Raw genomic sequence first — 13117 nt, 5'->3', positions numbered from 1 at the left:
TGAAATGCCCCTGCTCCCCGGTCTTTTTTGCCAGCACGCCCTCCGGATTCAGGCCTATGGGCGTACCCTAGCCAGCCGTGCGCGGCGCGGCAGTAGATGTGCGCGTAATGAGCTTGTGGCTGTATTCCACGCGGGTGATATTTCTGTCAGAAGCAGCACCACTGATTTTATTGTGCAGAATTTCCAGCGCGTTGCGGCCTTTATCTCGCATATAATGCTCAACCGTGGTCAGGGCCACGCCCGCAAAACCTGAGGGGAAAATATTGTCAAAGCCGCAAACGCTGTAATCGCCGGGAATGGTAAAGCCTGCTCCGCGCACGGCATCTATAACGCCGTAGGCCACCATGTCGTTCACCGCCACAAAGGCGGTGATTTTTTTGTCATCAAGGCACTTGCGCGTCAGTTCAAGCCCCACAATGTGCTCAATCTGCAAATTCTCCAGCTCCGTCTCGGGGCTGATATCCCGGCTTTTTACCAGTACCGAGCCTTGCGGGCACAATTGGGCAAAGGTGTCGCGCAGGCCCTGCAATCGCTGCATGCGGATGGGGTTGGCCTGATCCAGAGTGGTGGAAATGTAGGCCAGATGCTGATGCCCCAGATCGTACATATGCCGGGCAATGAGGCTGCCTGCATCATAATTGTTCAATTCCACCGTATCCACGTTAAGATCCTGCCGCCTGTCGCCAATAACGACCATGGGCAACTTGCGGTCAGCCTTTTCAAGTACTTCTTCCGGATGGGCCAGCATGGCAAAAATAATACCCGCCATGCCCATATTGCGATTGCGGGCAAGGCGCAGGGCCGCCAGCTCGCTCTCAAGGCTGCGGTAGGTGGTATAGATGCTGGTGGCGTAGCCCTTGAGCGCGGCAGCCTGCTGCATGGCCTGAATAACCGTGGAATAATATGGATTGGTGACGTTAGGGGCCACCACAAGCACTGAGGGAACGTTTGCACACCCCGTTGCCCTTCTTGCCCCCCGATAACCCAGGCTTTCCGCCGCCGCAAAGACTGCGGCAATGGTTTCGTCTGCAAACGAAACCCCTTCGCGCCCGTTGAGCACCATTGAAACTGTAGCCTGGGAAACTCCGGCTGCTTTTGCCACATGGGCAAGCGTGACTTTTTTTGCGGCGGTATGCCTGACGCGACTCTTGCTGCTTGCTTCTGCCGTCATGGCAGCCTCCTGTTCAGTCATGGGCGATCCCACACGTCAGACGCATGGCAACCAGGCCTAAGGCTTTATTCAGATTTTTATGTATCAAAAAAATTATTTTTTATTTAATAAATATTCAATTGACACAATTTTTTTCAGCGTGATATCAAACCCTAAATTTAGCCATATTCAACATTATTTTTGCAGTGGAGGCAATTAAAAAATTTTATATTAAAATTTTATTGCACAGCATGATTAAAATTCAATTAAAATTTTAATTGCACCCGCAAAAAAAATTGCGGTGCTGACAGCCCACACGGAGGGTGTCTGTATGGACGACAGCTCACAGCAAAAATACGTTCCTTCCAAAAAAGAAATGCGCAAGGTCGTAATTGCCAGCCTGCTTGGCGCCACCATTGAGTGGTACGACTTTTTCCTCTATGGCGTGGTGGCGGGCATTGTGTTCAACAAGCTCTACTTCCCCACCGCCGACCCCTTCATCGGCACCATCATGGCCTACAGCACCTTTGCCATCGGCTATCTTGCACGCCCCCTTGGCGGCTTTATCTTCGGCCATTACGGCGACAAGCTGGGCCGCAAGCGTATGCTCATTCTCACCATGCTCATCATGGGCATTGCCACAATGGGTATTGGCCTTGTACCCACCTATGCCTCCATTGGCATTGCCGCGCCCATCATCCTGCAAACGCTGCGCCTGTGTCAGGGCCTTGGCCTTGGCGGCGAATGGGGCGGCGCGGTGCTCATGACCTACGAATACGCCAGTGATCGCCAAAAGGCCTTTTACGCCAGTATCCCCCAGATGGGTCTTGCCACCGGCCTGTGCCTTTCTTCCGGCATGGTCGCCCTGCTTTCGTGGCTGCTGGACAACGAGCAGTTTCTGGAGTGGGGCTGGCGCTTTGCCTTCCTTGTGAGCGTGGTGCTCATCGCCATTGCCCTGTATGTGCGTACGCATATTCTGGAAACCCCCGAATTCCGCAAGGCCGAAGCCAAGGGCGATACAAGCAAAAAGACCCTGCCCATCGTGACCGTGTGCAAAAACTACCCCGGCAACATTGCCCTGGGTGTTGGCGCGCGGTGGATTGACGGCGTGTTCTTCAACGTGCTGGCCGTGTTTTCCATCACCTACCTTGTGCAGCAGATCCACACCACGCGCACCGAGGCCCTTACGGCGGTCATGTTTGCGGCCCTGCTCATGTGCCCCTTTATCCTGCTCGCCGGCCGCCTGGCCGACCGCTTTGGCCGGGGCCGCATTTACGGCCTTGCCAGCCTTGCCTGCGGCATTTCCATCTTCCCTTCGTTCTGGCTTATGCAGAGCAGCGGCGGCAACATGTTTCTGGTTGGCCTTGCCATCGCCATCCCGCTGAGCATTTTTTACGCTGGTGTTTTTGGGCCTGAGGCCGCGCTGTTCTCGGATCTCTTCCCGGCTGAAGTGCGCTACACGGGCATTTCCATAGTGTACCAGTTCCCGGGCTTTCTGGTTGCGGGCATAGTGCCTGGCGTATGCACCGCCCTGATCCAGTGGAACGACGGCGATCCCTTCTACATCTGCATCTTTGTACTCGTAGCCGCAGCAACCAGCGCGTTCTCGGCCTTTACCATCCAGGCGCGGCACAACAGATTGGCTGCGCACGCTGCGGGAACCGCACAGGATTAGCATCATGCGTATATTGCAACTTTCAGACACGCACCTGCGGGGCGACCACAGCCTGTCTTTCAGGGTGGTAGATACCCGGCGTTGCCTGGACGAAGCCGTAGCTCACGTAAAAAGCCTGACGCAACAGCCGGATATCATTGTCATCACAGGTGACCTTGCCGACAGCGGAGACCTTAACGCATATCACATCCTGCACGACGAGCTCTCGCCCCTTGGGGTGCCAGTGTACGCCGTGCCCGGCAACCACGACAGGCGCGACCGCCTGCGCGGGGTAATGCCCCACTGGTGCCCGGCCAAGGAAGATATTGCGCCCTACCTCTGCTATACGGTGGAAGAAGAAAACCTGCGGCTGATCATGATGGACAGCATGAGCCCAGGCTCCCATTCCGGCCACTTTCCCGCCGAAACCGGCGCCTGGCTGGAACGTGAACTGTCAAAGCGCCCGGATACGCCAACCATGTTCTTCATGCACCACCCCCCGTTTGTTACGGGCATGGGTGCCATGGACGAACCTTTTGAAAATATGGAGCGCTTCGCAGCAATTGTAGAGCGCAACCCGCAGATGCGACTGAGCTTCGGGCACATGCACCGCCCCATCGTCACCGAATGGCACGGGCGGATCGCCATGACGGCACCTGCGGTTTCCATGCAGATAGATCTTGATCTCTCCCCCGAAGGCGGCGACACCTTCCGCATGGAGACACCGGGCTATCTGCTCCACCACTTTGACAAGGGCGTGTGGAATTCCCACATCTGCCAGATTGCAGTGCAGGCTACGTTTGCCGGGCCGTATCCCTTTGCTGGCTCGGTGAATCCTACCCAATAGTGTTTCCCGACATGAAACACCCGCGCAAGCGGGCCGGGGCTGCCGACATCGGGTCGGCAGCCCCGGCACCCTCCCGAAATCACGCCGCCAAATCTGCCTGCCTGCTTTTTCCTGCCCCTTTTCTGCCAAATCCGCTTATTTTGAAACAGATTTCGCAATTCAGATAAATTTCTGCCCACGTCTCCATGCACAGAACAAGTGCAGAATCTTGGTCACATTACCTGCATCAAGTTGATACAAGACTGAGCATAGCAGATATTGACATCACTAGCAGACCGGTCTAATTTTTTAGCCATGAAAGAAAGCGCACGAGAAAAAATCATTGCTGTAGGTGTTGAAATTGTCGCTGTTTCCGGCTTCAACGCCACAGGCATAGACGCCATACTCAAGGCGGCGGGCGTACCGAAAGGCTCGTTCTACCACCATTTTGGCACCAAGGAAAACTTCGGCATTGAGGTCATCAACCTCTTTGCAGAAAACTATACAAAAAAATTGCACGGCTACCTTGATGATGAAACGATGGCCCCGCTCCAGCGCATCCGCAGGTATCTGGAAGAAAGTATTGAACGTACAGTACAGGACAACTTCAGCAAGGGTTGCCTCATCGGGAATCTGGGGCAGGAGCTGGCCGCTCAGAGCGAACGGTTCAGATGCCGCCTGGAAGAAGTCTTCCACGACTGGCTCGGACTTTTTGCCAACTGCCTGCACGAAGCGCAACTGGTTGGCGAACTGAACCCGGGGCTTGATGCGCAATCGCTTGCAGGCTTTCTCCTCTCTGGCTGGGAAGGAGCCATTTTGCGGGCAAAGGTCATGCGCTCGCCCGAGCCACTGAAACAATTTGTGAACGTGCTGTTCTCAAGGGTTTTAACAGCAGGGTAAGTGTTATGCCGCAGCAAAACCGGCTGAGCCTGAAGCTGCGGGCCAAGCCTGCACATACTCAGGCCACTGCCAGCCAAAATCTGCGGCATCCCAACCCACACCACACATACAACAGCGAGCATTCTTATGAACGCGCAGAAAAAAATACTCATGGTTACAACCAGCGCCGATGCCCTGACCAACGGCAGAAAAACAGGCGTGTGGCTTGAAGAAATCGCAGTTCCCTATCTTGCTTTGTCAAAGGCTGGCCTCTCCATAACCGTTGCCAGCCCCAAGGGCGGGGCGGTGCCCGTTGATCCCCACAGCCTTGATGATGCATCCGTTGCCAAATGGCCCGACATCCTTGAACTGCTGAAAAATTCTGCACCGCTCAAGGATATTCAGGCCGAGGGCTTTGACGCCATCTTTCTGCCTGGCGGGCACGGCGCCATGATGGATTTTGCCACCGATGCCGAGCTGAAACGCCTGCTCAACGATTTTGCCAAAGCAGACAAGGTAATTGCGGCAGTGTGCCACAGCCCGGCCGGGCTGGTAGGTGCCAAAAAGCCTGACGGCTCCCCCCTTGTGGCGGGCAAAACCATAACGGCCTTTACCGATGATGAAGAAATTGCCATGCAGCTGGAAAAGGCAGTTCCTTTTATGCTCGAAACAACGTTGCGTAGCGAAGGCGCGAACTTTGTAGTCGGCCCCATGTGGGCGCCGCATGTGGAAGTGGACGGCAAGCTCATAACCGGGCAAAACCCGGCCTCCAGCGAACCCATTGCCCAGGCGGTTCTTGAACGTCTGCGGTAAGTGCTCACGCACAAATACATCAACGCCCGGTTCCCCTTATTATGGAGAACCGGGCGTTTTTCGTTGCCTTGGCCCGCCGTCGACACAAGGCCGGAAGCCGGGCCCCAAATTATTTCACGTAGTGGATGCGCTCCGCATTAAACCTGTCTTGCTGCGTTTTTTGCTCCGCAGGATAGCCCAGGGGGAAAATGGCAAAGGCCCTCTGCCCTGCTGCCACAGGCAGAATTTTTTCTACCTTTTCCATCCGGTCTTCATCAGGAGCCACACCAAGCCACACGCCGCCCAAGCCCAGCGAATCCACCGCCAGCCAGAGGTTTTGCATGGCTATGGCAAGATCAATCTGCGCATATTGTGGAAAGCGGCAGCCCTCTTGCCGATAGGCAGCCACAATGGTCAGGGGGGCATTTGCGGCGCACCCGGCATATGGGCTGACCTGAGCAAGCGCGTGCAGCTTTTCTCTGGATGTCACCACATAAAAATCCCACGGCTGCTGATTGCCCGCAGAAGGTGCGGCCATGGCGGCGCGCAATATCTGCTCGACCTTGTCACTTTCAACGGCGCGGTCTTCAAACTTGCGCACGCTGACCCTGTGGAAAATCTCCTTCATGGGAACCCCCTTGGTTATTGTGCTGCCAATTTCAACTTATTGCAGAATATATGCGCTGACAATTTCGCCATAATAGGCAATGTGCGCATCCCTGTTTGCCCCAACTGCGGAGCCGTCAACATCCTGAGGGTAAAACTTTGACTGGTATTCGGTGATCAGGCTGGGGAGATCCTGCTTCTGCTTGTATACGATCTTGCACTCAAGGGTGAGGGGTAGCTCCTTGATTGCGGGCACAGAAACAAGTTCTGAATCCACAAGGGTCAGGCCAGCTTCAGAAATTTTGTCCAGGTTGCGCCCGCACTTGGAGCCGCAAACGCCGAGGATTTTTTTGCTGTATTCGCCAAAGGGCACATTGACCGTGAATTCTGGATTTTTATCCAGCAATTCACGTGTAAAGCGGTGTTCACGCACATAGGCCACAAATACCGGGCTGGACCAGTCAATGCCGAGGGTTCCCCAGCCAATGGTCATGCTGTTTACCCTGCCATCCGCCTTTGAGGTAAGCAATATGCCCTTGGGCAGAGCTTCAAGAATATTTTTGGCGTAATCGGCAACGATAATTTTTTTCCTTTCCATAATTCAATCCTCATTGGGGTGGTGACATACTGCTGGCTTAAAAGCCACTCGGCAGATTTGTGGGTGCAGCCAGGACGGGTTTGGTGGGGCATTGATGATTCTCACGAAAAGAGCTTGTATTCCCTTGAAAAAAATTTGTCTGCTTCCCGTGTTGTGAATTAATTATTAGACCGGTCGTATAATAAGTCAAGCAGATTTCTTTCAAAATCCATATGGGGGAGGCACGGGAGCGTAGCCATCAGCATAACATTGTGATTTTGCAGAATCAGGCAAATAAACAGGAGAATCGTGCTAGCAAGCAAGCCTTGCCAGAGGTATGAAAATGTCGGGGTTATGGCGTGCCCGCTCTTGGCAGCCCACTGTTGCTGGCAGTATTCTCCCAATGATCGCCGCGACCATGAAGACGAAAAAACGACATCGGGCAACTGCACGTCAGGTGCGGACTTTTTTAACCTTCGCACAATTGTGCAATACCATCATTACGCCAACACTGCTAAACGCAAAGGTGAATATTTATGGAAAAAGCAAAGGTGTACTTTACAGATTTTCGCACCAAGGCTTTTGGCGATGGCTTGCCCACCAAGCTGAAGAAAATGATCAAAAAAGCAGGCATCGGCCATATTGATATGAAGGGCCGCTTTGTTGCCATCAAACTGCACTTTGGTGAGCTTGGCAACATCAGTTATCTGCGCCCCAACTATGCACGGGCTGTTGTTGACACGGTCAAGGATTTCGGCGGTAAGCCTTTCTTGACCGACTGCAACACCATGTATCCCGGTAGCCGCAAAAATGCCCTGGAGCATCTGGAATGCGCATGGCAGAACGGTTTTACGCCCCTTACTGTGAATTGCCCCATCATCATTGGTGACGGACTCAAAGGCACGGACGAAGCCCTGGTGCCTGTTGTGGGCGGCGAATATGTCAAGGAAGCCAAGATTGGCCGCGCCGTTATGGATGCAGATATTTTTATCAGCCTCACCCACTTTAAGGGGCATGAGATGACCGGCTTTGGCGGAGCCATCAAGAACATCGGCATGGGTTGCGGATCGCGCGCCGGTAAAACGGAGCAGCACAGCAACGGCCAGGCCAACATAAACGAATCGCTGTGCGTTGGCTGTAAGGCCTGCATCAAGCAATGCGCCAATGACGCCTTGCACTACTCTACAGAAACCAAGAAAACCACGGTTGACCACAACAACTGCGTGGGCTGTGGCCGCTGCCTGGGCGCGTGTAATTTTGACGCCATTTCTTTCGCGCATGATGCCGCCATTGAAATGCTCAACTATAAAATGGCAGAATACACCAAGGCCGTGCTGGACGGTCGCCCGCATTTCCATATTTCGCTGATTGTGGATGTTTCACCCAACTGCGATTGCCACGGCGAAAATGACGCGCCCATTCTGCCCAATATCGGCATGTTCGCCTCATTTGACCCATTGGCGCTTGATCAGGCCTGCGTAGATGCCTGCATGAAGGCAAAACCCCTGCCCGGCAGTCAGCTTGCAGAAAATCTTGCGAAAAAAGGATTTGTGGATCACCACGACCACTTTAAAAATTCTGGCCCCGAATCCGAGTGGCGTACCTGTATGGAGCATGCCGAAAAAATCGGCCTTGGCACGCGCGAATATGATCTGATTGTGGTGAAGTAAGTAAAAGTTATTGCAGTAGTAAAACTGGCCGCGCAATGGTCTGCACCCGTCAAATGGACAGGTCAAAAAAGGCCAACGCAAATAATCAAGCGGCCAGCTTTTTCCGAAATTCTCTCGGAGAGAGCTGGCCGAGCCTTTTTTGAAATCTCTCCATGTTGTAAAAACGTATGTGCTCTTCTACCAAAGCAATGGTCCCCTGCGGACGGCATAAACTCTTCCCTCCAAACACTCCGGTTTTAAGGTGGGAAAAGAACGATTCCATGTAGGAGTTATCCAGGCAGTTGCTCCGCCGAGAATGGCAGCTGCGCAAGCCCAGGCGTTCCAGTTCCACTTGGTAAAATTTGTGGGTATACAGAAATCCTTGATCGGAATGCAGTATTGCTCCTGCCATGGCGGAAAGTTTGCCCAAGCTGGCAAACGTTAGATCGAGAGTTTTTCTGGCTGAAAAGCTGTAGGCCACAATCTCGTTATTGTATAAATCTTGGATGGCTGACAGGTAGACAAAGCCCGTCAAGGTGGGCAGGTAGGTGATATCTGTAGCAAGCTTTTTGCGGGCTAGGCAGTAGATTTCTCTGAGAACTACTACCTGCAAAGGTGGGGAAAGAATATGGCAGTGTACAGCGCGCTGTAATTGGCGAATGAGACAATGGCGGGGTATTGATAGGCAGGATCAGCTTCGAAAAAGTGGCCAGAAGTCAGCGCAAATCCTGCATGCGGCGTTAATGAACGCTGAGCAAAACGACAAAGGGGCGCAATGCGCCCCTTTGTCAGTATTCATCAAACCAGCAAAGCTCTTACGCTTCAGCGGTTTCTTCAGCCTTGGGCTTGCGGGTACGCTTGGGCTTGGCAGGCGCTTCCTCAGCGGCGGCTTCCGTAACAGGAGCAGCTTCAAGAGCGCGGGAAAGCTCAATAATGGCCATGGGGGCGTTGTCGCCCTTACGGGGCATGGCCAGCTTAAGGATACGGGTGTAACCGCCGGGAACACCAGCGAAAACAGGACCGATCTCGTCAAAAAGGCGCTTAACCAGAGCGTGATCGTTCAACACACGGTATGCCTGACGGCGGGCGTGCAAGTCGTTGCGCTTGGCAAGGGTGATCAGGGGTTCCACCACCCGGCGCAGCTCCTTGGCCTTAATTTCCGTGGTGCGGATTTTGCCGTGGATCAGCAGGGCCTTAGCGAGATTTTGCAACAGGGCCTTACGGTGCGCAGGCGTACGCGAGAGTTTCCTGCCGGAATTGCTATGCCTCATTTTGCTGCTTCCTTTTCCATTCCTGATATTTCTTGTCGAAGGAATCGACCTTCATACCGAAGTCAAGGCCCATGTCCAAAAGAACACCCTTGATTTCATCCAACGACTTGCGACCAAAATTCTTGGTCTTGAGCATCTCGCCTTCCGAACGCTGCACCAGTTCGCCCACAAGGGCAATGTTGGCGCCGCGCAGGCAGTTGGTGGCGCGCACCGACAACTCAAGATCGTCAATGCTCTTGTACAGATGCTCATTGATTTCGCCGCTCTCGCCGCTGCCGTGCCGCATATCGCCAGACACGCGTTCATCAAAGTTGATGAACACAGAAATCTGGTCCTTGATGATCTTGGCACTGTAGGCAATGGCATCCTCGGGTGTGAGGGAGCCGTCGGTCCATACTTCCAGCAACAGGCGGTCATAGTTGGTCATTTGACCAACACGGGCCTGTTCCACGGTGTAGGCCACCTTGCGCACAGGGGAGAAACTGGAATCCAGCTTGATAACGCCGATTTCCTCGTTCAGTCCCTCGTGCATGTCCGCAGGCACATAGCCCTTGCCCATGCGAGCCTCAAATTCCATCTCAAGCACAACATCCTCGGTGAGGGTGGCGATGTGCTGATCAGGGTTGAGCACTTCAACATGCTGGTTGCCCATGATGTGCCCGGCGGTCACCGGACCCTTCTGGTCAACGCGCAGGGTAATGCGCTGCGGCTCATCGGTGTCCATGCGCAGGCGCACCTGCTTGATGTTCAGAATGACATCTGTAATGTCTTCAAGAACACCATGCACCGTGGTGAATTCATGCTGCACACCGATGATTTTCACCGACACGAAGGCCGCACCCTGAAGGGACGACAAAAGAACCCGGCGCATTGCATTGCCGATGGTGGTGCCGTAGCCCCGTTCCAACGGTTCGCAAATGAATTTGCCATGCGTGATGCTGGCGGTTTCTTCTTCGCGCATGATCTGATCGGGCTTCACAAGCTCTGACCAGTTGCGTGCATTTATAAGGCGTTCGCCCTGTTTTATAAGCATGCGAACCCCCGCTTATTTCGAGTAAAGTTCGACAATCAGCTGCTCGTTGACGGGGAACTGGATATCGTCACGCTGCGGCAGCGCCTTGACAGAGCCTTTAAAAGCTGCTCCATCGGCCTCAAGCCATGCGGGGCAACCACGACGCGCAATGACTTCCTGGGCTTCAGCGAGCACGGGAATCTTGCGGTTCTTTTCGGGCACTTCAATGCTGTCACCCACACGAACCTGCAAGGAAGGAATGTTCACCTTGCGGCCGTTAAGGGTGAAAATGCCGTGCCGCACGAGCTGACGAGCCTGGTTGCGCGAGTTGGCAAAACCAAGGCGGTAGACCACGTTGTCGAGGCGGCGTTCAAGAATAACGAGCAGGTTGGTACCAGTAACGCCCTTCTGCATTTCGGCCTTCTCGAAGTAGCCATGGAACTGGCGTTCGAGAATGCCGTAAGCGCGGCGGGTCTTCTGCTTCTCACGCAGCTGCACTGCGTATTCGCTGACCTTCTTGCGCGCGCGGCCATGCTGGCCGGGGGCATAAGGACGACGGTCGTATGCACACTTGTCAGTGAAGCAACGGTCGCCCTTCAGAAAAAGCTTGCAGCCTTCGCGACGGCACATGCGGCACTTGGCTTCAGTATATTTAGCCATCTATCTTTACCTCTTACGGTTTAGGCGCGGTTTACGCTAGGCGCAAACTAGACGCGGCGGCGCTTGGGCGGCCGGCAGCCATTGTGCGGAATAGGCGTAACGTCGCGGATGAACGCCACCTTGAAGCCGATAGCCGAAATAGCGCGCATGGCGGCTTCACGACCGGAACCGGGGCCTTTCACATAGATGCCCACGGTACGCATGCCGTTGTCCTGAGCCTTGCGGGCAGCCGTTTCAGCGGCAACCTGCGCAGCAAAGGGGGTGGACTTACGCGAACCCTTAAAGCCGCTCTGGCCCGAGGAGGCCCAAGAGACAGCATTGCCGCGCGTATCCGTAAAAGTAATGATGGTGTTGTTGAACGAAGCCTGGATGTGGGCAATGCCCACCGGCACGTTCTTCTTTTCCTTTTTCTTGACCACTTTCTTGGATCTGGCCATAACTAACCTCAAATTGGAAGCTTGTCAGATTCTTTTCCGCCAATGGCGGAAAAATCCGTTCGTCCTCACGGCAGCACTATTGCTGCATCCGCTTTACAAACTGCGACAAGCGCAGCCGCACCGCTACTTCTTCTTGCCTACGGCGCCGCGGCGGGGTCCCTTACGGGTGCGGGCATTGGTATGGGTGCGCTGACCATGCACGGGCAAACCGCGACGGTGACGCAGACCACGGAAACAACCAATGTCCATAAGGCGCTTAATGTTGCTGGAGATTTCGCGACGCAGGTCGCCTTCCACCTTGTAGTTCTGTTCGAGTTCCTTACGGATCTCGTTAACTTCGTCAGCTGAGAGGTCGTCAATGCTACGCTCCCAGTTAACGCCGGTGGTATCCAGAATTTTCATGGCCGTGGTACGGCCAATGCCATAAATGTAGGTGAGCGCAATGTCCACCCGTTTGCCGCGAGGCAAATCAACACCTGCTATTCTCGCCACAATTAGTCTCCTGCCCTAGCCCTGGCGCTGCTTGTGCCGGGGGTTTTCGCAGATAACTCGAAGCACTCCCTTGCGCCGGATAACCTTACACTTGGGGCATATTTTCTTGACGGAAGGTCTTACTTTCATACCTCATCTCCAATAAGAAACCATTGCATTGACCAAATAAAGATCCGGCTTGCGGCTTCGCCACGATAGAACAACAGGCCGCAGTCCTCAAAATTAAGGACGGGAACGGAAATCTTTATCCAGCTTTAACGCTGATGTCAACCTTCAATTGTGTGCCGGTTCAAACCACGGTCCGAAATGCTGAGAATCTGGGGGCCATTTGGGGTTATGGCAACACTGTGTTCAAAGTGAGCGGCCCACAAACCGTCGCGAGTCACGGCGGTCCACTGATCGTCCAGAATGTCCACTTCGTAGGTGCCAACAGTTACCATGGGTTCGATGGCAATGACCATGCCGTTTTGCAAGGTCAACCCACGCATGCCAGGCCTAAAGTTCGGAACTTCGGGCTTTTCATGCATTTTCGCGCCCACGCCATGCCCAACAAAACGTCGCACAACGTTGAAACCGGCTGCCTCAACATAATCCTGAACTGCTGCGCCGATGTCGTAGACATCATTGCCAGCCCGGGCCTGTTCAATGCCAACGTACAGGCTTTCTTCCGTTATCTTCATGAGCTTGCGGGCTTCATCGCTGACCTTTCCAACCGGAAAGGTACGAGCGGCATCGCCCACAAAACCTTCATAAACAACGCCCATGTCGATGCTGACGATATCGCCTTCCTTAAGCAGCCGCGCAGAAGGAAAACCATGCACCACCTGCTCGTTGACCGAGCAGCACAGGGCGAAAGGATAACCGCAGTAGCCCAAAAACGCCGGCTTTACCTTATAGTCGGAGCACATGTCGCGCGCCAACTCTTCAAGACGCATGGTAGGCAGACCCGGCTCCACCACATCGCCCACGGCATCCAGTATGTTGGCCACCATGCGGTTTGCTTCCCGCAGGCAGGCCACTTCCCTTTCATTCTTGATGAATGCGCCGTGATACTTTTTCATTATACAATCACCATCCGCGCTTGCGAAAGCGGGGGCAAGCCAGCGAGGCCT

At 54.1% G+C, this 13117-nt stretch carries 16 protein-coding genes; 5 read left to right on the top strand and 11 right to left on the bottom strand.

The genetic code is table 11. The annotated features are described in order from the left end of the window. Positions 1–67: 67 nt before the first annotated feature. Entirely contained in the window at positions 68–1171 is a 1104-nt protein-coding gene (locus G449_RS0104820; protein WP_051135367.1) for a LacI family DNA-binding transcriptional regulator, read from the bottom strand. Between the two features lie 310 nt (positions 1172–1481). On the opposite strand from G449_RS0104820, the gene G449_RS0104815 reads away from it, so the two are divergent. The 4 genes from G449_RS0104815 to G449_RS0104800 all read left to right on the top strand — a co-directional run bounded on the left by G449_RS0104815 (position 1482) and on the right by G449_RS0104800 (position 5322). Next, positions 1482–2825, top strand: a complete 1344-nt coding sequence (locus G449_RS0104815; RefSeq protein ID WP_022658181.1) for an MFS transporter — start codon at positions 1482–1484, stop codon at positions 2823–2825. A 4-nt stretch (positions 2826–2829) separates the two neighbouring features. After that, positions 2830–3651, top strand: a complete 822-nt coding sequence (locus G449_RS0104810; protein WP_022658180.1) for a phosphodiesterase — start codon at positions 2830–2832, stop codon at positions 3649–3651. 294 nt (positions 3652–3945) lie between these two features. After that, a complete protein-coding gene (locus tag G449_RS0104805) occupies positions 3946–4530 on the top strand; it encodes a TetR/AcrR family transcriptional regulator (protein WP_022658179.1) in 585 nt (194 codons plus the stop codon). A gap of 126 nt (positions 4531–4656) precedes the next feature. Next, the gene (locus G449_RS0104800; protein ID WP_022658178.1) at positions 4657–5322 is read left to right on the top strand and encodes a type 1 glutamine amidotransferase domain-containing protein; all 666 of its coding nucleotides are present in this window, start codon (positions 4657–4659) and stop codon (positions 5320–5322) included. A 109-nt stretch (positions 5323–5431) separates the two neighbouring features. Here G449_RS0104800 and G449_RS0104795 read toward each other — a convergent pair whose 3' ends face one another. Then, positions 5432–5929 (bottom strand): nitroreductase family protein, encoded by a 498-nt coding sequence (locus tag G449_RS0104795; protein ID WP_022658177.1) that lies wholly within the window; start codon positions 5927–5929, stop codon positions 5432–5434. A 36-nt stretch (positions 5930–5965) separates the two neighbouring features. Beyond that, entirely contained in the window at positions 5966–6505 is a 540-nt protein-coding gene (locus tag G449_RS0104790; RefSeq protein WP_022658176.1) for a flavin reductase family protein, read from the bottom strand. 515 nt (positions 6506–7020) lie between these two features. Here G449_RS0104790 and G449_RS0104785 point away from each other — a divergent pair. Next, positions 7021–8154, top strand: a complete 1134-nt coding sequence (locus G449_RS0104785; RefSeq protein WP_022658175.1) for a DUF362 domain-containing protein — start codon at positions 7021–7023, stop codon at positions 8152–8154. Between the two features lie 85 nt (positions 8155–8239). On the opposite strand, the gene G449_RS18055 is transcribed toward G449_RS0104785, so the two are convergent. The 8 genes from G449_RS18055 to map all read right to left on the bottom strand — a co-directional run bounded on the left by G449_RS18055 (position 8240) and on the right by map (position 13066). Beyond that, positions 8240–8746, bottom strand: coding sequence for a DDE-type integrase/transposase/recombinase (locus G449_RS18055; protein ID WP_022658174.1), 507 nt, complete (start codon positions 8744–8746; stop codon positions 8240–8242). A gap of 202 nt (positions 8747–8948) precedes the next feature. Further along, positions 8949–9404 (bottom strand): 50S ribosomal protein L17, encoded by a 456-nt coding sequence (gene rplQ / locus G449_RS0104775; protein WP_022658173.1) that lies wholly within the window; start codon positions 9402–9404, stop codon positions 8949–8951. Further along, on the bottom strand, positions 9394–10437 hold the full coding sequence (locus tag G449_RS0104770; protein WP_022658172.1) for a DNA-directed RNA polymerase subunit alpha: 1044 nt from the start codon (positions 10435–10437) through the stop codon (positions 9394–9396). The genes rplQ and G449_RS0104770 overlap by 11 nt, the downstream gene beginning before the upstream one ends. A gap of 12 nt (positions 10438–10449) precedes the next feature. After that, complete coding sequence (gene rpsD / locus G449_RS0104765; RefSeq protein ID WP_022658171.1) at positions 10450–11076, bottom strand: 30S ribosomal protein S4; 627 nt, start codon at positions 11074–11076, stop codon at positions 10450–10452. Positions 11077–11123: 47 nt separating this feature from the next. Next, positions 11124–11513: a 30S ribosomal protein S11 gene (gene rpsK, locus G449_RS0104760; protein ID WP_022658170.1), complete on the bottom strand. Its 390-nt coding sequence runs from the start codon at positions 11511–11513 to the stop codon at positions 11124–11126. A gap of 123 nt (positions 11514–11636) precedes the next feature. Next, positions 11637–12005, bottom strand: a complete 369-nt coding sequence (gene rpsM / locus G449_RS0104755; protein WP_022658169.1) for a 30S ribosomal protein S13 — start codon at positions 12003–12005, stop codon at positions 11637–11639. 15 nt (positions 12006–12020) lie between these two features. Continuing rightward, complete coding sequence (gene rpmJ, locus G449_RS18050; RefSeq protein ID WP_005027799.1) at positions 12021–12134, bottom strand: 50S ribosomal protein L36; 114 nt, start codon at positions 12132–12134, stop codon at positions 12021–12023. A gap of 137 nt (positions 12135–12271) precedes the next feature. Then, positions 12272–13066, bottom strand: coding sequence for a type I methionyl aminopeptidase (map, locus tag G449_RS0104750; protein WP_022658168.1), 795 nt, complete (start codon positions 13064–13066; stop codon positions 12272–12274). Between the last annotated feature and the right edge of the window lie 51 nt (positions 13067–13117).

It is taken from the genome of Desulfovibrio desulfuricans DSM 642, assembly GCF_000420465.1.
In the GTDB taxonomy this organism is placed as follows: domain Bacteria; phylum Desulfobacterota; class Desulfovibrionia; order Desulfovibrionales; family Desulfovibrionaceae; genus Desulfovibrio; species Desulfovibrio desulfuricans.
Note: the sequence above shows the minus strand (reverse complement) of the source record. Positions and strands in the feature narration are given on the sequence as shown.

What these genes read in the sequence shown, in the direction of transcription:
- G449_RS0104795 (WP_022658177.1), bottom strand. Translation starts at nt 5,929, where the DNA reads ATGAAGGAGATTTTCCACAGGGTCAGCGTGCGCAAGTTTGAAGACCGC.
- rpsK (WP_022658170.1), bottom strand. Translation starts at nt 11,513, where the DNA reads ATGGCCAGATCCAAGAAAGTGGTCAAGAAAAAGGAAAAGAAGAACGTG.
- G449_RS0104805 (WP_022658179.1), top strand. Translation starts at nt 3,946, where the DNA reads ATGAAAGAAAGCGCACGAGAAAAAATCATTGCTGTAGGTGTTGAAATT.
- rpmJ (WP_005027799.1), bottom strand. Translation starts at nt 12,134, where the DNA reads ATGAAAGTAAGACCTTCCGTCAAGAAAATATGCCCCAAGTGTAAGGTT.
- G449_RS0104790 (WP_022658176.1), bottom strand. Translation starts at nt 6,505, where the DNA reads ATGGAAAGGAAAAAAATTATCGTTGCCGATTACGCCAAAAATATTCTT.
- G449_RS0104800 (WP_022658178.1), top strand. Translation starts at nt 4,657, where the DNA reads ATGAACGCGCAGAAAAAAATACTCATGGTTACAACCAGCGCCGATGCC.
- rpsD (WP_022658171.1), bottom strand. Translation starts at nt 11,076, where the DNA reads ATGGCTAAATATACTGAAGCCAAGTGCCGCATGTGCCGTCGCGAAGGC.
- rplQ (WP_022658173.1), bottom strand. Translation starts at nt 9,404, where the DNA reads ATGAGGCATAGCAATTCCGGCAGGAAACTCTCGCGTACGCCTGCGCAC.
- G449_RS0104815 (WP_022658181.1), top strand. Translation starts at nt 1,482, where the DNA reads ATGGACGACAGCTCACAGCAAAAATACGTTCCTTCCAAAAAAGAAATG.
- G449_RS0104770 (WP_022658172.1), bottom strand. Translation starts at nt 10,437, where the DNA reads ATGCTTATAAAACAGGGCGAACGCCTTATAAATGCACGCAACTGGTCA.
- G449_RS0104820 (WP_051135367.1), bottom strand. Translation starts at nt 1,171, where the DNA reads ATGACGGCAGAAGCAAGCAGCAAGAGTCGCGTCAGGCATACCGCCGCA.
- map (WP_022658168.1), bottom strand. Translation starts at nt 13,066, where the DNA reads ATGAAAAAGTATCACGGCGCATTCATCAAGAATGAAAGGGAAGTGGCC.
- G449_RS0104810 (WP_022658180.1), top strand. Translation starts at nt 2,830, where the DNA reads ATGCGTATATTGCAACTTTCAGACACGCACCTGCGGGGCGACCACAGC.
- G449_RS0104785 (WP_022658175.1), top strand. Translation starts at nt 7,021, where the DNA reads ATGGAAAAAGCAAAGGTGTACTTTACAGATTTTCGCACCAAGGCTTTT.